This window comes from Streptomyces sp. CB03234 (genome assembly GCF_001905885.1).
GTDB lineage: Bacteria > Actinomycetota > Actinomycetes > Streptomycetales > Streptomycetaceae > Streptomyces.
The window spans coordinates 375,367-394,728 of sequence record NZ_LIYH01000001.1 but is presented as its reverse complement, the minus strand read 5'-3'; the positions used below and the strand labels follow the sequence as shown (position 1 = coordinate 394,728).

The following is a 19,362-nucleotide window of genomic DNA, read 5'->3' as shown; positions in this document are numbered from 1 at the left end:
CCATGACCTATGCGCTGGAATCGCCCCTGAAGGTCACACCGGCCGCGCGCACGGCCCGCCGCAAGGCGATACTGCACTGGATCGCCGTGCACGCGCTGGGTGTGGCGGCCGCGTTGTTCTTCGTGCTGCCGTTCGTCTTCCTCTTCCTCACCTCGCTGATGAGCGACCAGCAGGCCCTCACCCGTGACCTCACCCCCGACAGCTGGGAGTGGGGCAACTACCGGCGGGTGCTCGACACCCCCGGCTTCCTGACGTGGTGGAAGAACACCCTTTTGTACGCCGGGCTCGGCACGCTGCTGACGGTCCTCTCCTCGATCCCCGTCGCGTACGCACTGGCGAAGTTCCGCTTCCGGGGGCAGCGGCTCGCGCTGCTGCTGGTGATCTCGATGATGATGCTGCCGCCGCAGGTGGTCATCATCCCGATGTACCTGTTCTGGGCGAAGCAGATGGACCTGTCCGGCTCGCTGTGGCCGCTGATCATCCCGATGGCGTTCGGTGACGCGTTCTCCGTCTTCCTGCTGCGGCAGTTCCTCCTCACCATCCCGGACGAGTACCTGGACGCGGCGAGGGTCGACGGCTGCGGCGAGCTGCGCACACTCGTCCGGGTGGTTTTGCCGATGGCCAAGCCGGGCATCGCGGCGGTCGCGCTGTTCCAGTTCTTCTATGCCTGGAACGACTACTTCGGACCGCAGATCTACGCCTCGGAGAACCCCGCCGCGTGGACGCTGAGTTACGGCCTGGAGTCCTTCAAGGGCGCGCACCACACCGACTGGAATCTGACCATGGCCGCGACCGTGCTGGTCATGGCCCCGGTGATCCTCGTCTTCTTCTTCGCCCAGAAGGCATTCGTCGAGGGCGTCACACTGACCGGAGTGAAGGGCTAGAAGGCTATGAAGCTGGCTGTTGTGGGGGGCGGCTCCACCTACACCCCCGAGCTGGTCGACGGGTTCGCGCGGCTGCGCGACACCCTCCCGATCAGTGAACTGGTCCTCGTCGACCCGGCCGTCGAGCGCCTGGAGCTGGTGGGCGGGCTGGCCCGGCGGATCTTCGCCAAGCAGGGGCACGACGGGCTCGTCACGACCACGTCGGACCTGGACGCCGGTGTCGACGGCGCCGACGCCGTCCTGCTGCAACTGCGCGTCGGCGGCCAGGCGGCCCGGCAGCAGGACGAGACATGGCCGCTGGAGTGCGGCTGCGTGGGTCAGGAGACGACCGGCGCGGGCGGGCTCGCGAAGGCGCTGCGGACGGTGCCGGTGGTGCTGGACATCGCCGAGCGCGTACGCCGCTCCAACCCGCGCGCGTGGATCATCGACTTCACCAACCCGGTCGGGATCGTGACGCGGGCGCTGCTCCAGGCCGGCCACCGGGCCGTCGGGCTGTGCAACGTGGCGATCGGCTTCCAGCGGAAGTTCGCCAAGCTGCTGGACGTCACGCCGGACGCGGTGCACCTGGACCACGTCGGGCTCAATCATCTGACGTGGGAGCGGGGCGTACGGCTCGGCGGGCCGGACGGCGAGGACGTGCTGCCGAAGCTGCTGGCCGAGCACGGGGACGCCATCGCCGACGACCTGCGGCTGCCGCGCGCCGTGCTGGACCGGCTGGGCGTCGTTCCGTCGTACTACCTGCGGTACTTCTACGCGCACGACGAGGTGGTGCGGGAGCTGGGTACCAGGCCGTCGCGGGCGGCGGAAGTGGCCGCCATGGAGCGGGAGCTGCTGGCGATGTACGGCGACCCGGCGCTGGACGAGAAGCCCGAGCTGCTCGCCAAGCGGGGCGGCGCCTTCTACTCGGAGGCGGCGGTGGACCTGGCGGCGGCGCTGCTGGGGGGTTCCGGTCCGGGGGTGCAGGTGGTCAACACGTACAACAGGGGGACGCTGCCCTTCCTGCCGGACGACGCGGTGATCGAGGTGCAGGCGACGGTGGACGCCTCCGGTGCCTCGCCCCTGGCCGTGCCGGAGCTGGACCCGCTGTACGCGGGGCTCGTCGGGCACGTCACCGCGTACGAGGAGCTGGCGCTGGAGGCCGCGCTGCGCGGCGGGCGCGACCGGGTGTTCAAGGCGCTGCTGGCGCACCCGCTGACCGGCCAGTACGCGGCCGCCGAGGGGCTGACCGACCGGCTGATCGCGCACAACCGGGAGCACCTGGCGTGGGCGTGACTCCTTGGGTGCTCGCGATCGACGCGGGCAACAGCAAGTCCGACGTGGCGTTCGTCGGTGAGGACGGCTCGGTCCTCGCCTCGGCGCGCGGCCCCGGATTCCAGCCGCAGCGGGTGGGCGTCGGGGCGGCGCTCGACGCCCTGGACTCCGCCGTCCGCGCGGCGCTGGCGTCGGCGGACCGGCCCATCGACGGCGTACGGCATGTGTCGGCCTGCCTGGCGGGCGCCGACTTCCCCTCGGAGGAGGCCGAGCTGGCGGCCGCCCTGCACGCGCGCGCGTGGGGCCGGACGGTGGAGGTGCGCAACGACACGTTCGCGATCCTGCGGGCCGGTGTGGACGAGCCCCGGGGCGTCGCCGTGGTGTGCGGCGCGGGCATCAACTGCGTGGGCATGCTGCCGGACGGGCGCACCGCCCGCTTCCCGTCGGTCGGCCGGATCTCCGGTGACTGGGGCGGGGGTTCGGGGCTCGCGGAGGAGGCGATGTGGTTCGCCGCCCGGGCGGAGGACAGGCGCGGTGAGCCCACGGAGCTGGCCCGGGCGCTTCCGGCGCACTTCGGGCTCGGTTCGGTGTACGCGCTGGTCGAGGCGCTGCACCTGGGGCGGATCCCGGCCGGGCGGCGGCACGAGCTGACGCCGGTGCTGTTCGCGACGAGCGCGGCGGGCGACCCGGTCGCGCGGTCGGTCGTGGAGCGGCAGGCGGAGGAGGTCGTCGCCCTGGCGACGGTCGCCCTGGACCGGCTGGGCCTGGCGGACGAGGAGGTTCCGGTGCTGCTGGGCGGCAGCGTCCTGGCGGCCCGGCACCCGCAGCTCGACGGGCGGATCGCCGAACTGCTGGCGGTCAGGGCGCCGAAGGCCGCCGTCCGCGTGGTGACCGAGCCCCCCGTCCTGGGCGCCGCGCTGCTGGGCCTGGACCACGTGGGGGCGGCCGAGGAGGCCCGGGCGCGGGTGCGGGCGCACTACGCGTGAGTGCCGGAAATCCGGGTGCGTCGCCCATGCCCCGCTTGTCACGATCGGAGCATGGGCGATGTGGACATGCGTGAACGGTTCGAAGCGGACGGGTTCGTGAAGCTGGAAGGAGCCTTTCCGGAGGACGTCGCGGCCGAGTGCGCCGCGCTGCTGTGGAAGGAGACCGGCTGCGACCCGGACGATCCGGCGACGTGGACGAAGCCGGTGCACTGGGTGTGGGGCATGGGGCAGGAGCCGTTCCGGCGGGCGGCCAACACGCCGGTACTGCACGACACGTTCGACCGGCTGGTCGGGCCGGGGCGGTGGGTGCCCCGGACGGCCCTCGGGTCGTTCCCGCTGCGGTTCCCGCACGAGGAGGAGCCGGACGACGCGGGGTGGCACATCGAGGGCAGCTACCTGCCGGACGGGCCGGCCGCCGAGCTGGGCTACCACGCCAACCACCGGTCGCGGGGCCGCGCGCTGCTGATGCTGTTCCTGTTCAGCGAGGTCGGCGAGGCGGACGCGCCGACCCGTGTCCGGGTCGGCTCGCACCACGACATGCCGGCGGTGCTGGAGCCGTACGGGGAGGAAGGCGCGCCGATCATGCGGATCGGGGCGGCGATCGACGCGGCGTCGCGCCACCGCGAGGTCGTGTACGCGACGGGACGGCCGGGCGATGTGTACCTGTGCCACCCGTTCCTGGTGCACGCGGCGCAGCCGCACCACGGGACGCGGCCCCGTTTCATGGCGCAGCCGGCGCTGGAGCCCCGCTGACGACCGTGGAGGGGAACCGATCGGGGCCGGGCGGCGTATACAGAGTGGGGGGATCGAGGGGTGGTGCGAGCGGGGCGGCGGCACGACGGCGGGCACGATAAGAACAAGATCGAGTCAAGCCTGGTGTGAATACCGGCCCCTTTGGCCATACTGCGGTGAGCGACCGAGGGGGAGGTCACGTGACATACGCACCGGATGCGCCGGCTGTGCCGAGCGCGCCACCGGCGCCGGGCGCGCCCGTTGCGCCGCCACCGCCGCCGCCACCGCCGCCGCCCGCGGGGCCGCCGCCCGCCGGGCGGGGGGCATGGGCCGAGGGGGTGACGCGGCTGCGTGCCGCGGCGACGACGGAGCCGGGGCGGCTGCGGATCCTGGGTGCCGTACTGGCCGTGCTGGTCGTGGCGTTCGGAGCGGTCACCGCGCTGGAGGTCTCCGACCGGGCGGCGGCGGCCGACGACGTGGTGAGCCGCAGCCAGCCGCTGAGCGCGGACGCGGCGGACATCTACCGCTCCCTCGCGGACGCCGACACGGCGGCGGCGAGCGGCTTCCTGGCCGGCGCCCAGGAGCCCGCCGGTGTGCGCGAGCGGTACGAGCAGGACATCACCACCGCGTCACGGCTGCTCGTCAAGGCCGCGGCGAACACGGACAGTTCCTCGCAGTCCGCCCGTGACATCGCCACCCTCAATGAGCACCTGCCGCGCTACACGGGACTGATAGAGCGCGCCCGCGCGGCCAACCGGCAGGGTCTGCCGCTGGGCGGCGCGTATCTGCGGTACGCCAACCAGCAGATGAGCACCCAGCTGCTGCCCGCCGCCGAGCGGCTGTACGAGGCGGAGACCGCGCGGCTCGACCAGGACGACCGGGACGCCCGTTTGTGGCCGTTCCTGTCGCTCGGCCTGGGCGTCGTGGTCCTGGCCGCCCTCCTGTGGGCACAGCGCCGCTCGTACCTGCGGACGAACCGGGTGTTCAACCACGGGCTGCTGGCCGCCACCGCCGCGTCCACGGTGGTGCTGTTGTGGCTGGCGGTCGGGCACACGGTGGCGCGGGCGGAGCTGAACGAGGCCAAGGTGCACGGCCAGGATTCGCTCAAGGTGCTGAACGAGGCACGGATCAACTCCCTGAAGGCCCGCGCCAACGAGAACCTGACCCTGGTGGCCCGCGGTGCGGTGCTGACCGCGGACGGCAGGAGCGACAAGTACGAGACCGACTACGGCACCGGCATGGGCGGGCTGACCACCGCGCTGGAGGAGGCGGACCGGCTCGCCGACGACAGCGCGGGCGACGAACCCGTCTCGGTCGCCGCGCGGGCGGTGGCCGAGTGGAAGCAGCGGCACAAGGACGCCCGTGACACGGACAACAGCGGCGACTACAAGGGCGCGCTGGCCAAGGTGATCGGCCCCGACAACTCCACCGGGGAGTCCTTCGACGAAGTGGACGCGGCGCTGGAGAAAGCCCTGGACCACGAGCAGGGCGAGTTCACCCGGGCCGCCGAGGGCGGGCGCGGCGCGCTGACCGGCCTGCCGGTCGGGGCGGCCGCGCTGGCCGTGGTGGGCGCGGCCGCGGCCATCATGGGCATCAACCGCAGACTGTCGGAGTACCGGTGAGGGCGAGGGGAGGCACGATGAAGGACAACGACGACGCGGCGGCGCGGCCGGCCGGGCGGGCCGCCGGGCGGTGGCGCGGGTGGGGCGGGGTCGCGGCGATGGCCGCCGCGTGCGGGCTGACCGCCGCGCTGACCCTGGTGCCGCTGTCGCGCAGCGACCTGGGCTCCTCCGAGGTGTCCGGCGCGGGCAGCGCCCTGCCGGCCAAGGCCGACACGTGCAAGGACCCGGAGGCCTCCCTCCCGCCGTCGGCCGCCGACGGGCCGTCCATCGACGCCATCAAGACGCGCGGCAAACTGATCGTCGGTGTGGACCAGAACAGTTACCGGTGGGGGTACCGCGACCCGGCGAACGGCAGGCTGGAAGGTTTCGACATCGACCTCGCGCGGGCCATCGCCGAGGACATCCTCGGCAGCCGGGACGCCGTCGTCTTCCGCGCCATCCCCACCAACCAGCGGATCGCCGCCCTGGAGAACGGCACCGTCGACCTGGTGGTGCGGACGATGACGATCAACTGCAGCCGCATCAAGCAGGTCGCCTTCTCCACCGCCTACTTCCAGGCCGGGCAGCAGGTCCTCGCCCCGGAGGGCTCCACGGTCAAGGGGTACGACTCCTCCCTCAAGGGCAAGAGGGTCTGCTCGGCCGAGGGTTCCACCGCGTACGAGGCGCTGGAGAGGAAGTCGTTCGGCGCCGTCTTCAAGGACGCGCACGACGGAAAGCCGGAGGACGAGGACATCCTCACCGTGCCCAACCAGCTGGACTGCCTGGTGCGGCTCCAGATGGGCGAGGTCGACGCGGTCGTCACGGACAACGCCCTCGCCGCCGGCCAGGCCGCCCAGGACCCGGCCGTCGAGCTGAAGGGCGAGCCGTTCACGACGGAGTACTACGGCGTCGCCGCCAAGCTCGGCAACGACGACCTGGTGCGGCGGGTCAACCAGGTGCTCGTGAACTACCGCAAGGGACCCTGGAAGAAGGCGTACGACACCTGGCTGAGCTCCGTCCTGCCCGGCATAGCCGGGCCGCCGGCGCCGAAGTACCGGACCAACTGACCCGCATGTCTGGCGTGTACGAGTGGAGAGGTGATCGATGGGCGTCACGGGACCCCCTGGGCCGGTGATGGACCGGGACGAGGTGGACCGTGCGCTGGCGCGGCTCGGGGCGGAGCACAAGGCGGTCGAGGACTCGCTGCTCGCCCTCCAGGACCACGCGGGCCGCCGGCTCCTCGAAGGCGCCGAGCTGACCGGCACGACCAAGGACCGCTGGGCCACCACCGAGCAGACGATCACCCTGCTGTGGACGTACTTCGACGCGTACACGGCCGCGTTGGACGAGGCGCGTGAGGTGCGCGCCCGGCGCCGGTGGCCCGGCCGCGAGGAGCTGGCCGAGCTGACGGAGCGGCTGCGCGGCGAGAGCGTGACCGTGTCGGGCACGCCGTCCAAGCTGGCCGAGCGGTTCACGCTGGAACGGCTGGTGGAGCGGATGAACGAGCTGTACGCGAGCTCCCTCGACATGGTGGTGACGGCGGACGCGGTGTGGTCCGCGCTGCCCGCGCGGATAGACCTGCTGGCCGCCGAGCTGAACCGCACCCGTTCGCTGGCGCACTCGGTGGGTGTACGGCCCGGGGAACACCCGGCCGGGGACGACCTGGAGTCCATCACGCACGAGCTGGCGACGCTGCGGGCGCAGGTGGTGACCGATCCGCTGGCGTTCTGGCGCCCCGCACAGGGCAGTTCGGCGCCCGGTGGCGGGCGGCCGGACACCGACCGGTACGACAGGGCGGCCCGCGCGCTGGAGGACGTACGCCGCGAGATCGAGGCGGTGCTCCAGGTACGGCAGGACTCCGAGGCGCGGCTGCTGCGGCTGCGGGACGTCCTGTCCCGGGCCGACCGTACGCTCGCCGAGGCGCGGGCGGCCCGGGGTGAGGTGCTGGCGAAGATCGCCGCCTCGGAGGTGCCGGTGGTGAGCGGCCCGCCGACCGCCCTGCAGGAGCGGCTGGCGACGGCCGCCGAGTACCGGCGGCACGCCCAGTGGCACCGGCTGTCGCCGCTGCTGGAGGCGCTGGAGCGGGAGGCCGAGGACGAGCTGCTGCGGGCGCGCGAGCAGTTGACGGCGGTCACCGCTCCCCTCGCGGTCCGGGCGGAGCTGCGCGGGCGGCTCGACGCGTACAAGGCGAAGGTCGCCCGGCACGGCATGGCGGAGGATCCGCTGCTGATCGAGCGGTACGACGCGGCGCGCCGGATGCTGTGGAGCGCTCCGTGCGACCTGCGGGTCGCCGAGCAGGCGGTGCTGCGCTATCAGCAGGCGGCCGCCGAGGCGCTGTCGGGGGCAGGGCCCGTGGACCGTAGGGGGAGCCAGTGAAGACGTGTCAGCGGCCCGGCTGTGAGGGCTCGTACGAGGACATGGGCGGCGGTGAGCTGTACTGCGACACCTGCGGTCTGGCGCCCGTCGTCTCGCCGACCGGTCTGGTGTCGTCCCCGCCCACGGGGATCGCGGGCGGCGGGAGGGGCGGGTCCGGGAGCAGTTCGCGATCCTCCTCCCGGTCGTCCCGGTCGTCGCGCTCCTCCCGGTCGTCGACGTCCCGGCGCTCGGTGTCGGGGCGGCTGTCCCGCTCGGTGTCGGGCGGAACGGGGTCGTCCCGGTCGGTGTCGGTGCGCAGTTCCGGGTCGTCGACCGGCCAGTCGGGACGGGGCAGGCTGGGCGCGGGCCTGGTGTCGATCCCTGCCGTGCCGCGCCCCGACCCCCGCTCGGTGGTGATGGCGAACCCGGAGGTACCGGAGCGGAAGCGATTCTGCTCGCGGTCCGACTGCGGGGCGCCGGTCGGCCGGGCGCGCGGTGACCGGCCGGGGCGTACGGAGGGGTTCTGCACCAAGTGCGGACACCCGTACTCATTCGTACCGAAGCTGCGCGCGGGAGACGTCGTGCACGGCCAGTACGAGGTGGCCGGGTGCCTGGCGCACGGCGGGCTGGGCTGGGTCTACCTCGCCGTGGACCGGGCGGTGTCCGACCGGTGGGTGGTCCTCAAGGGCCTGCTGGACACCGGTGACCAGGACGCGATGGCGGCGGCGATCTCGGAGCGGCGGTTCCTCGCGGAGATCGAGCACTCCAACATCGTCCGCATCTACAACTTCGTGGAGCACCTGGACCAGCGGACGGGCTCCCTCGACGGCTACATCGTCATGGAGTACGTCGGCGGCAAGTCGCTGAAGGACATCGCCAACGAGCGGCGCGGGCCGGACGGGCGACGCGATCCGCTGCCGGTCGAGCAGGCGTGCGCGTACGGCATCGAGGCGCTGGAGGCGCTCGGGCACCTGCACAGCCGCAACCTGCTGTACTGCGACTTCAAGGTCGACAACGCGATCCAGACCGAGGACCAGCTGAAGCTGATCGACATGGGCGCGGTGCGCAGGATGGACGACGACGAGTCGGCCATCTACGGCACGGTCGGCTACCAGGCGCCGGAGGTGGCGGAGGTCGGCCCGTCGGTCGCGTCCGACCTGTACACGGTGGCGCGGACGCTGGCGGTCCTGACGTTCGACTTCCAGGGGTACACGAACGTGTTCGTGGACTCCCTGCCCGATCCGGGCAACATCGAGGTGTTCCGGACGTACGAGTCGTTCTACCGGCTGCTGGTGCGGGCGACCGACCCGGACCCGGCGCGCCGGTTCGCCTCGGCCGAGGAGATGGCCGAGCAGCTGACGGGCGTACTGCGGGAGGTGGTGGCCCTGCAGACGGGCCGCCCCCGCCCGGCCCTGTCGACACTGTTCGGCCCGGAACTGCGCGTGACGGACACCCGGTTGTTCGCCGAGGCGGACGGTGAGGTGTCGGCGCTCGGTGCCAGGGAGGTCCCCAAGGGCCTCGGCCTGTTCGGCCGCGGGCGCGGCGGCGGGCGGCGGGGTGCGGGAACGGGTACGAGAACGGGTGGACCGGCGCCGGTGGCCGGAGCGGCCCCGGTGGGTGTTCCGGCGGCCGTGGGCGGGCCCGCGCCGATGGGTGTTCCGGCGGCCATGGGTGGTCCTGCCCCGGCGGGTAGCCCGGCGGCGGCCGCGCCCGGGGCGTACGCGCCCGTCGCGGCCCCGGCGGCCGCCGTCCCCGGCCCGCGTACGGAGCCGATGGGCGGCGCCGCCGTCACGCCGCTGCTCACCCCGCTCGACGCCCGCGCCACCGCGCTCGCGCTGCCCGTGCCGCACGTCGACGCCGGCGACCCGAACGCCGGGTTCCTGGCCGGGCTCATGGCGTCCGCGCCCGCCGAGCTGATCGCCGCCCTGCACACCGCCCCGACCGGTTCGCTGGAACTGCGGCTGCGCGAACTGCGCGCCCGCCTCGAAATGGGTGAACTGGGCTCGGCGGCCCGGGCGCTGGCGACCCTGGAGGCCCAGCACCCCGACGACTGGCGGGTGGTCTGGTACCACGGGATCGCGTCCCTCGCGACGGGCGACAACGAGAACGCCGCGCTGTCGTTCGACGCGATCTACGACGCCTTCCCCGGCGAGCCGGCACCCAAGCTGGCGCTGGGCGTCTGCGCCGAGGTGCTGGGCCAGTTGGACAACGCGGCCGAGTACTACCGCCTGGTGTGGGCGACCGACCCGAGCTACGTGAGCGCCGCGTTCGGCCTGGCGAGGGTCCAGTTGGCCGCGGGTGACCGGGGCGGTGCCGTCCGCACGCTGGAGTCGGTGCCGGAGGCGTCGATCCACTACACGGCCGCGCGCGTGGCGGCCGTACGGGCCCGGCTGCGGCGACGCTCCGCGCGGGAGCCGCTGATCGGCGACCTGACGGCGGCGGCCCACCAGGTGACCGCGCTACAGCAGTTCGGGCTGGACGCGGTGCGCCGCGAACAGTTGTCCACAGAGGTGCTGGGCAAGGCCCTGGACTGGGTACTCTCCGGTAGTCCCGGAGTGGGGACCGCACGGCCCCCGCTGCTGGGCAGCGAACTGGACGAGCGCGGCCTGCGCTTCGGACTGGAACGCTCCTACCGGGTGCTCGCCCGGCTCGCTCAGCGCGGCGAGGAGAGGATCGACATGGTGGAGCGGGCGAACCGCTTCCGCCCCCGGACATGGGTGTGAATGATGTCGCAGATGCACCAGCTGTCCGCCTGCCCCAGCTGCGAGGAGCCGCTGGAGTCGGGTGACCTGTTCTGTGGTGCGTGCGGGTACGACCTGTCGGCCGTACCTCCGCCGCCGCAGGACCGTCCGACCATCGCCATGGGCGCCCCGGTGGGCGGCGCGGCATGGCCCGCCGCGCCGGCCGGGTCCGGGCAGGACCAGGCGCGTCCCGCGGCCGCGGCGCAGTCGCCCGGCGGCCTGCCGGGCCGTGACCCGGCCGGGGAGGAACCGCTCACGGGCCCTTCGGCGGTACGGTTCGACGCCCGCGCCGTGGATGCCGGCGCCATGGGCGCCCCCGCCACCGACGCCGGCGACTTCCAGCTCCCGGCACCCGAGCGGGCGGGGGCGGCGCCCGGCGCCTTCGGCCGGCCCGGACCCCGGCCGACGCCCGGGGCCCCCGGCGAGCCGGGGCACGCGCCGGGAGCCGCGCCCCCGCAAGGGGCGAGCTCCGAGCCCGCGCACAGCGCCGGAGCATGGCCGTGGAGTGGGACGGCGCCCGCGCCGGAGCCCGCGTCGGCGTACGAGACGTCGCCCTCGTCGGGACCCGCACCCACGCCCACGCCGGGTGACGCGGCCGGGCCGGCGGCCGCCGCGGGCGTACCAGGTGCCGGGGTGGGCGGGCCGGAAGGCGTACCGGACGCCTCCGGGGTGCCCGATCCGCGGGCGGTGGAGCACGCGGCGACTCCGCCCGCCGGGACCAGGCTGTGCGTGGCCTGCCGGGCTGGGCACGTGGATCCGGACGGGTACTGCGAGAACTGCGGGCACGCCCAGCCGCGTGAGCGTGACCACATGGAGGAGGAGCTGGGCGCGGTCGCCGCTGTGAGCGACCGAGGGCTGCGCCACCACCGCAACGAGGACGCGTTCGCCGTGTCCTCGACGGCCCTGCCGGACGGTTCACCGGCCGTCGTCGCGATCGTGTGCGACGGGGTGTCGTCGGCGACCCGCCCCGACGAGGCGTCGGCGGCCGCCGCGGCCGCCGCCAACGAGTCGCTGCTGGCGGCCCTCCCGCGCGGTACGCATCCGCAGGCGGCGATGCACGACGCGATCGTCGCCGCCGCCGAGGCGGTCAACGCCCTCGCGGGCGACGACGGCCAGGACGCGGCGGCCATGGAGCACGACCCGCACCGCCACCAGAACGCCCCGGCCTGCACGCTGGTCGGCGCGGTCGTCGCGAGCGGCCTGCTGGTGGTCGGCTGGGTGGGCGACAGCCGCGCCTACTGGGTGCCGGACGACCGCAGCGGCCCGCCCGCCCGGCTCACCGAGGACGACTCGTGGGCCGCGCAGATGGTCGCAGCGGGCCTGATGAACGAGGCCGAGGCGTACGCGGACGAACGCGCCCACGCCATCACCGGCTGGCTGGGAGCCGACGCGTACGAACTGGAGCCGCATACGGCCGCGTTCAAGCCGGACCGCCCCGGGGTGGTCGTGGTGTGCACGGACGGCCTGTGGAACTACGCGGAGGCCGCCGAGGACATGGCGCGGGTCGTGCCGCCCGACGCGGCGGGCCGGCCGCTGCACAGCGCCCAGGTCCTCGTGGGACACGCGCTCGACGGCGGCGGGCACGACAACGTAACAGTGGCCGTCGTCCCGTTCGCCATGGCGCCCCAAGGGGCAGGATCGGCCTGACCGTTTCGCCCGACGAGTCCGACGAGTCCGACCCGTCCGACCCGTCCGACGACCAACCCCCCATTCCCCTCCGTTCGTTGTGTGCGTGCGTCAGTCCGCGTCCTGAGGAGCCGAATCAGATGGCGAACTTCTCCAAGTCGAACGTGCCGCAGTTCTCGGTGGACGTGTACCAGAACGAGTACCTGCCGGAGGGCGGGCGCGAGGTCAACGCGATCGTCACGGTCACCGCGACGGGCGGCGGCACCAGCGGAGGGGTACCGCTGACCGGGGCGTCCCTCTCCCCCTCGTACATACCGGGACGCGCGCCGACCGCCGCCGTCGTCGTCATGGTCGACTGCTCCGGGTCCATGGACTACCCGCCGACCAAGATGCGCAACGCGCGTGACGCCACGGCGGCCGCGATCGACACCCTGCGCGACGGCGTCGCCTTCGCGGTGGTCGCCGGCACCCACGTCGCGAACGAGGTCTACCCGGGCGGCGGCCGGCTTGCCACCGCCGACGCGCGCACCCGCGCCGAGGCGAAGGACGCGCTGCGCAAGCTGAGCGCGGGCGGCGGCACCGCGATCGGTACGTGGCTGACGCTCGCCGACCGGCTGCTGGCGTCCGCCGACGTACCGATCCGGCACGGCATCCTGCTCACCGACGGCCGCAACGAGCACGAGTCTCCGGAGGACCTGCGGGCGGCCCTCGACGCCTGCGCCGGCCGCTTCACCTGTGACGCCCGCGGCGTCGGTACCGACTGGGAGGTCAAGGAGGTCACCGGGATCGCCTCGGCGCTGCTCGGTACGGCGGACATCGTCGCCGATCCCACGGGCCTGGCCGCGGACTTCACGCGGATGATGGAGCACGCGATGGGCAAGGAGGTCGCGGATGTGAGCCTCCGCCTCTGGACCCCGGTCGGGGTGGAGATCGTCTTCGTGAAGCAGGTGGCGCCGGCGGTGGAGGAGCTGACGGACCGGCGTACGGAGGCGGGGCCCCGGGCCGGTGACTATCCGACCGGCTCGTGGGGCGACGAGTCCCGCGACTACCACGTGTGCGTCCGGGTGCCGGAGGCCGGTATCGGCCAGGAGATGCTCGCGGCTCGGGTCTCCCTCGTCCTGCCCGACCCGGCGGGCGGCACCCCGCAGACCCTGTCGCAGGGTCTGGTACGGGCGGTGTGGACGGACGACATGGCGGCCTCCACCTCCATCAACCCCCAGGTCGCGCACTACACGGGCCAGGCCGAACTGGCACAAGTCATCCAGCAGGGGCTGGATGCGCGCAAGTCCGGTGATTTCGACGGGGCGACGGCGAAACTCGGCCGCGCCGTGCAGTTGGCGGCCGCTTCCGGGAACACGGATACCGCGAAACTCCTTTCGAAGGTGGTGGACGTCGTCGACGCGGCGACAGGTACTGTGCGACTGAAGGCGAAGGTCGCGGAAGCGGACGAGATGACACTCGAGACGCGCTCCACCAAGACCGTTCGCGTCAAGAGCGTCAAGAGCGTCAAGAAATAGGTCACGATCTGCTCGGCCTGCGGGCCGGATGAGGAGAGGGGGAAGCGCCGACATGCCGACCTGCCCGAACGGACACCAGTCGGGTTCCGACGACTGGTGCGAGGTCTGCGGCCATCGCATGGCCGGGGCGGGCGCGCCTGCGGGTGCCGTTCCGCCGCCTCCTCCGCCCCCGCCCCCGCCGCCGCCCGCGTACGGCTACCCGGGCCCGGGCGGGCCGCCTCCCCGGCCCGGCGGCTTCCCGGGCGGCGACCCGAACGCCACCGCCCAGGCGGAGCTGTGCCCGCAGTGCCGCACTCCGCGCGAGGCCATGGCGCCGTTCTGCGAGGAGTGCCGGTGGAACTTCCTCACCAATACGGCGACTTCGTACACCCCCCTGGCACCGCCGCAGGGTGGCCCCGGCGGCCCCCCGCCCGGGCTGAACCTGCCGCCCGGCTTCCAGTCCCAGCCGCCGTCCCAGCCGCCGTCGCAGCCGCAGGCGCCGCGCCCGCCGGACCCGTACGAGTACCAGAGCTCCCGCCCGTCACAGATGAACCGCCCGGCCGAGCCGCTGCCGCCCGAGCCGTCCACACCCCAGCGACCGCCGCAGGGGCCGCCGCCGGTTCCTCAGGCGTTCCAGCAGCCGCCCGGCCCGCCGCGGCCGCCGCAGGCGTTCCAGCAGCCGGGACCGCCGCCCCCGCCGCAGCCCCGGCCGACCGACGGTGGCGGGGACGACTGGATGCTGCCGCCGCCCTCGCAGCCGCAGGCCCAGCCCCCGGTCCGCCCGGAGCAGCCGGAACGCCCCCGCGACTCCGGCCCGCAGGGACACCACGGACACCAGGGGCATCAGGGAACGCAGGGGCATCAGGGACCGCAGGGACACCAAGGCCCGCAAGGACACGGACCCCAGCCGCCCCACACACAGCAGCCGCCCCACTCACCCCAGCCCCCGCAGTACCACGCGGCGCCCGCCGGATGGACGGCGGTCGTCGCGCCCGACCGTGAGTACTTCATGGCGATGATGCAGCGCAGCGGCCCCGAGGCGGCGGGCCTCAACCTGCCCGCCTACTCCCCGGAGCAGCGGCTGTCGCTGTCCGGCAACCAGATCAGCATCGGCCGCCGGCGGCACTCGACGGGCGAGTCCCCGGACATCGACCTGTCCGTGCCGCCGGAGGACCCGGGCGTCTCGCACCACCATGCCGTGCTCGTGCAGCAGCCGGACGGCTCCTGGGCGGTCGTCGACCAGAACTCCACCAACGGCACCACGCTCAACGGCGCCGAGGACCCGATCCAACCCTATGTCCCCGTCCCGCTCAAGGACGGCGACCGGGTCCATGTGGGCGCCTGGACGACGATCACCATCCGGCGCGGCTAGGAAGCGGGTGACCCCAGGGGCCAGCTGTAGGGCCCCTCGGGCTCGTCCAGCCACGCCCACTGGTGCTCGCCGCTGACCGTCACGCCGAACCGTTCCCGCGCGGGGCGCCGCTCGCGCTGCCACAGCGCGTACGCCTCGTGCGGGTCCAGGCTGCCCGCGGTGAGCGTCAGCAGGAAGCGGAACAGCTCGTTGTCGGTCGCGCGCCGGGGCAGCCCGCCCGTGTGCACCACCGGCGCCGGCGAGCCCCCGCCGCCACCGCGCAGCGGCACGAAGTACGCGGACGTGTGCAGGAACCGGCCCTCCGCGTGCTCGGCGTCCCGCACCCGCAGCCGGATGAGCCCCGTGGACAGCGGCGCCAGGATCCGTGCGCCCGGCCGGCACTGCGCGAGCCACGCGGGCGGTACGGAGGCCACGGCGCAGGTCGCGATGACCGCGTCGAACGGCGCCCGAGGCGGGCAGCCGCGCGCCCCGTCACCGGTGACCACGACGGGGTGGTAGCCCGCCGCCGCGAGGTGGGCGCGGGCCGCCTCCGTGATGTCCTCGTCCAGGTCGACGGTCGTCACCCGCTCGTCGCCCAGCCGGTGCGCCAGGAGCGCCGCGTTGTACCCCGTTCCGGCGCCGATCTCCAGGACGCTGTCCCCGTCCCGTACATCCAGCGCGTGCAGCATTCCGGCCATCAGGGAAGGCTGGCTGGCGGACGAGACCAGTTCCCCGTCCCGTACGTGCGTGGCGAGCGGCCGGTCCAGATAGGCGCCTTCCAGCCACCGCCTCCGACGGTCCGGATCCGGGTCCTCGCACCACAGCCGCTCGTACCCGCCCATGACCCCGATGTAGAAGTACGGCACGAACAAGTGCCGTGGCACCTCCTCGAACGCCGCCCGCCAGGCCGGGTCCTGAAGGTCCCCGCCGGCGGCGATCTCCCGTACGAGTTCGCGCCGCGCCTCGGCGGCGGCCTCGGCGAACGGATCCTCTCGCTGTGTGCGCATATCTCCACTTTGCTGCTCGCGGCGGTGGGAGGCGAGCACCCCGCGGGGTCCTAGGGCCGGGGTCCTCGGCCGGTCCGTCTGAGACGATGGAGTCGTGAATGAGATCCCGCGCGGCACGCTTCAGGAGCAGACCTTCTACGAGCAGGTCGGCGGCGAGGCTACCTTCCGGCGCCTCGTCCAACGGTTCTACGAGGGGGTGGCGGAGGACCCCCTGCTGAGGCCGATGTATCCGGAGGAGGACCTGGGACCGGCCGAGGAGCGGCTGGTGCTGTTCCTGATGCAGTACTGGGGCGGCCCGCGCACCTACAGCGACAACCGCGGCCACCCCCGGCTCCGGATGCGCCACGCGCCCTTCACCGTGGACCGCGCGGCGCACGACGCCTGGCTGAAGCACATGCGGGCGGCGGTCGACGAACTCGGCCTGCCCGAGGAGCACGAGCGGACGCTGTGGAACTACCTGACGTACGCCGCGGCGTCGATGGTGAACACCCCGGACTGAGCCGATTCACCCTCCGTGACGGGTAAGTGACAGAAAAGGTTCCGGCCAACTCTGCCGCACCCGGTCCCCACGGCCGCCCTCCACCCCCTAAGTTCACAGCCGCAACACATCGAACGGGCATCCGCAGTCGGCGGGTGCCCCTCGTCTTGTGGAGGTTCAACGTGCGACGGAGGACCATGCGGCTGGGTGCCGTGGCGATCGCGACGGTGACGGCGCTGCTCGGGGCCGGTACCGCCTTCGGCGACACCTTCTACGTCTACGAGGGCGAGGACTTCGGCTACATCGGCAGGGACCACAAGTACGCCGGGGTCTGCGACCGGGAGGCCGACGGCTTCAACGTCTACGTCAACTTCAAGCGGACCACGCCGGACACCGTGGTGCGCATGGAGGAGACGAACGGCTACTGCAAGACCTCCACGACCGGTACGTACTCGATCTACACGATGCAGACGTGCGAGAACCGCCCGCTCGTGTCGGACGCGTGCTCCGGCTGGAAGCGGCACCCCTGACGCCATGACCGCACCCACTGTGAGGGCCGCCGGGCCGGCCGGCGGCCCGGCACGCCCCGGCGGCCGCAGCCGTCGGCGTGATCCGCGACGGGGCGTCCGGGCGCTGTGCCTGGCACTCGCCGCGATGGCGGCGGCGCTGCTGGTGTGGGGCGTGCAAGCGGTGCACGCCGTGTACGAGGGGCGGGAGGCACGTATCTCCGCGCGGATGCCCGTGCCCGCGGCCCCCGGCGTACGCCCGGCCCTCCGATGGGCGCAGAGCGACGACACCTGGCGCGGGCGGAGCTTCTCGGTGGTCTCCATCGAGCCCGTCGCCCCCTCCGCTCCCCTGCCGCCGGGCCTGCCCCGATGGCCGGAACCGGGCGAGGCGTTCGTGTCCCCGGCGCTGCTCGACACCATGCCGGCCGCCACCACCCGGTTCGGCGGGCTGGCGGGAACGGTGGCGGAGGAGGGTCTGGCCGACGCGGGGGAGCTCTTCGTGTACGTCCGCCCGCCGGCCGGCGTACGGATCGAGGGGTACGCGACGACCCTCGGCGTCACCCGCTTCGGGGCGGAGCGGCCGGCGGACCCGGCGTACTTCCTCAGCCAGTCGTTCGACCGGCCGGAGAGCGACCTGCACTGGCTGCTGGTGCCCCAGATCGGGCTGCCCGTCGCCGTCCTGCTCGTCGTCGCCTCCCGGCTCGGGGCCGGGCGGCGCGACCGGCGGCTCGCGGTGCTGTACGCGCTCGGCGGCACCGGACGTACCGTGCCCGCGAGGATCGCGGCCCGGGAGTGCGTGGGCCCGCTCGCCGCAGGCACCGTCCTCGCGGGCGTACCGCTGGCGGCCCTCACGCTGACGGGCGTACGGCTGCCGCTGACCGGGTACGAGGTGGCGGCCGCCGATCTGGCGCCGCTGCGGTGGCAGTTCCCGCTCGCGCTGGCCTGCGTGTGGGCCGCCCTGTGCCTGCTGTTCACCGCGCTGTGCCTGCTGTCCGGCGTGCCACACCGGTGGGCGCGCCCCGCCCGGTCGAGGCGGCCCGGGGCCCCTCCGCCCCGGCCCGGGCGGCCCGGGCGGCCCGTGCCGTCGGCCTGGCCCGGTGTCGTGTGCGGGATCGGCGCCCTGGCCGTGGTCTCCGGGGCGGCGGCGGGGCAGGCGACGGGCGTCCGGCTCTTCGTGCTGGGCACGGTCCTGGTGCTCACGGGGCTGCCGTCGCTCCTGGGGCGGGCGGCGGCCCGGGTCTCCGCCCGGCTGACCGCGGGCGGCACCGCGAGCGCGGCGCGGCTGATCGGCGGGCGCTGGGCGGCCGCCCATCCCTCGGTGTTCGCCCGGGCGGCCGCGGCCCTCGTCGTCATGCCGGCGCTGGCCGCCCAGGCCCTGGTGATGGTGACCGACCAGACGAACGCGGCCCGGAACGCCGCCGTGCTCGGCGAACGGCTGGACGACCGGCTCCTGGAGGTCTACAGCGCGCCCACGAACGCGCGGGCGCACGCCCGGTTCGCGGCCGCGCTGGCCCCGGAGGACCGGCTGCTGCGGGTGGTGTCAGGCTCCGGCCGGCCCGTGCTGCGCGGTGAATGCCGCGACCTGGCCGCCCTCGGAACCATGCGCTCCTGCCCGCGCGAGCGGGCCGTACCGGCGCACGACGTCTACCGGGAGCGCACGCCCCGTACCGAGGCGCTGCGCTGGGTGGGCTTCGGCCCGGTCCATGTGCACGCGTCCGCCACGCGGGCGCACCTGCTCGAGGAACAGGGCGCCTTCGTCGTCGTGACGACCGGGCCGGAAGGACGCGAGCGCATCGAGCGGTCCGCGCACGCGACGCTGCCGCTGCCGCACGTGGGCGTTCCCGGGGAGGCCCACGTCGTCGGCGCAGAGGCCCGCGCGCGTCTCGCCGACTGGGTGGTCCTCGTGGCGGCCGCCGGGTTCGTGCTGCTCGCACTCGCGGGGGCGGCCGGGTTGCTGCACGCGTTCCTCGACCGGGCCCACGAGCTGCGGCCGTCCGCCGCGTTCACCTCGGGCGCCGGTTTCCCGCTGCGGGTGGCGTGGTGGGGCATGGGCGTTCCGATGGGATGCGCACTGGTGCCGGCCGCGCTGGTCGCGGCGCTGCTCGCCGGGGTGAACCTCGGTTTCCTGTCCCCGTCCGGGAGTTCACCGCTCGGTCTGCTCGGCGGCGGGCCGGCGGTGGCGGCCGCGGTGTGCGCGGCGGCGGTGCTCGCGGGCGGGTGGCTGACGGCCCGCCATGCCGGGGCGGCGTACGGAGGGCGGTCTTCCGACGCCGGATGAACCCCGGACCTGGCGGGCCGTCTCCGGCTCGCAGCTCGGGCCACGGGCGCCGGGCAACGGCCTGGCCGAG

At 74.0% G+C, this 19,362-nt stretch carries 15 protein-coding genes; 14 read left to right on the top strand and 1 reads right to left on the bottom strand.

Annotated elements, in window-relative coordinates:
• Positions 1 to 2 precede the first annotated feature (2 nt).
• From AMK26_RS01765 to AMK26_RS01715, 11 genes are all read left to right on the top strand, one after another.
• Positions 3 to 884, top strand: coding sequence for a carbohydrate ABC transporter permease (locus AMK26_RS01765; RefSeq protein ID WP_073751107.1), 882 nt, complete (start codon positions 3 to 5; stop codon positions 882 to 884).
• A 6-nt stretch (positions 885 to 890) separates the two neighbouring features.
• A complete protein-coding gene (locus AMK26_RS01760; protein ID WP_073751105.1) occupies positions 891 to 2,156 on the top strand; it encodes a 6-phospho-beta-glucosidase in 1,266 nt (421 codons plus the stop codon).
• Complete coding sequence (locus AMK26_RS01755) at positions 2,147 to 3,121, top strand: N-acetylglucosamine kinase (protein ID WP_073751103.1); 975 nt, start codon at positions 2,147 to 2,149, stop codon at positions 3,119 to 3,121. Before AMK26_RS01760 ends, AMK26_RS01755 begins: the two co-directional genes overlap by 10 nt.
• 51 nt (positions 3,122 to 3,172) lie before the next feature.
• Positions 3,173 to 3,874, top strand: a complete 702-nt coding sequence (locus tag AMK26_RS01750; RefSeq protein WP_079277402.1) for a phytanoyl-CoA dioxygenase family protein — start codon at positions 3,173 to 3,175, stop codon at positions 3,872 to 3,874.
• A 179-nt stretch (positions 3,875 to 4,053) separates the two neighbouring features.
• A complete protein-coding gene (locus AMK26_RS01745) occupies positions 4,054 to 5,475 on the top strand; it encodes a hypothetical protein (protein ID WP_073751101.1) in 1,422 nt (473 codons plus the stop codon).
• A gap of 17 nt (positions 5,476 to 5,492) precedes the next feature.
• Positions 5,493 to 6,521: a glutamate ABC transporter substrate-binding protein gene (locus tag AMK26_RS01740; RefSeq protein WP_073751099.1), complete on the top strand. Its 1,029-nt coding sequence runs from the start codon at positions 5,493 to 5,495 to the stop codon at positions 6,519 to 6,521.
• 37 nt (positions 6,522 to 6,558) lie between these two features.
• A complete protein-coding gene (locus AMK26_RS01735; RefSeq protein WP_073751097.1) occupies positions 6,559 to 7,830 on the top strand; it encodes a hypothetical protein in 1,272 nt (423 codons plus the stop codon).
• Between the two features lie 41 nt (positions 7,831 to 7,871).
• A complete protein-coding gene (locus tag AMK26_RS01730; RefSeq protein ID WP_443333146.1) occupies positions 7,872 to 10,532 on the top strand; it encodes a tetratricopeptide repeat protein in 2,661 nt (886 codons plus the stop codon).
• A gap of 3 nt (positions 10,533 to 10,535) precedes the next feature.
• Positions 10,536 to 12,197, top strand: a complete 1,662-nt coding sequence (locus AMK26_RS01725; protein WP_241837767.1) for a PP2C family serine/threonine-protein phosphatase — start codon at positions 10,536 to 10,538, stop codon at positions 12,195 to 12,197.
• A 119-nt stretch (positions 12,198 to 12,316) separates the two neighbouring features.
• Positions 12,317 to 13,693, top strand: coding sequence for a vWA domain-containing protein (locus AMK26_RS01720; protein ID WP_073751091.1), 1,377 nt, complete (start codon positions 12,317 to 12,319; stop codon positions 13,691 to 13,693).
• Between the two features lie 52 nt (positions 13,694 to 13,745).
• The gene (locus AMK26_RS01715; RefSeq protein WP_073751089.1) at positions 13,746 to 15,044 is read left to right on the top strand and encodes an FHA domain-containing protein; all 1,299 of its coding nucleotides are present in this window, start codon (positions 13,746 to 13,748) and stop codon (positions 15,042 to 15,044) included.
• Here AMK26_RS01715 and AMK26_RS01710 read toward each other — a convergent pair.
• Entirely contained in the window at positions 15,041 to 16,030 is a 990-nt protein-coding gene (locus AMK26_RS01710; protein ID WP_073751087.1) for a methyltransferase domain-containing protein, read from the bottom strand. The two genes, AMK26_RS01715 and AMK26_RS01710, sit on opposite strands and share 4 nt — an antisense overlap.
• 94 nt (positions 16,031 to 16,124) lie before the next feature.
• Between AMK26_RS01710 and AMK26_RS01705 the strand changes: the two genes are divergently transcribed.
• From AMK26_RS01705 to AMK26_RS01695, 3 genes are all read left to right on the top strand, one after another.
• Positions 16,125 to 16,529 carry a globin gene (locus AMK26_RS01705; RefSeq protein ID WP_073751085.1) on the top strand — a complete coding sequence of 135 codons (405 nt, stop codon included), beginning with the start codon at positions 16,125 to 16,127 and terminating at the stop codon, positions 16,527 to 16,529.
• Between the two features lie 161 nt (positions 16,530 to 16,690).
• Positions 16,691 to 17,038: a hypothetical protein gene (locus tag AMK26_RS01700; protein ID WP_143608428.1), complete on the top strand. Its 348-nt coding sequence runs from the start codon at positions 16,691 to 16,693 to the stop codon at positions 17,036 to 17,038.
• Between the two features lie 4 nt (positions 17,039 to 17,042).
• Positions 17,043 to 19,292 (top strand): hypothetical protein, encoded by a 2,250-nt coding sequence (locus AMK26_RS01695; RefSeq protein WP_143608426.1) that lies wholly within the window; start codon positions 17,043 to 17,045, stop codon positions 19,290 to 19,292.
• Positions 19,293 to 19,362 lie beyond the last annotated feature (70 nt).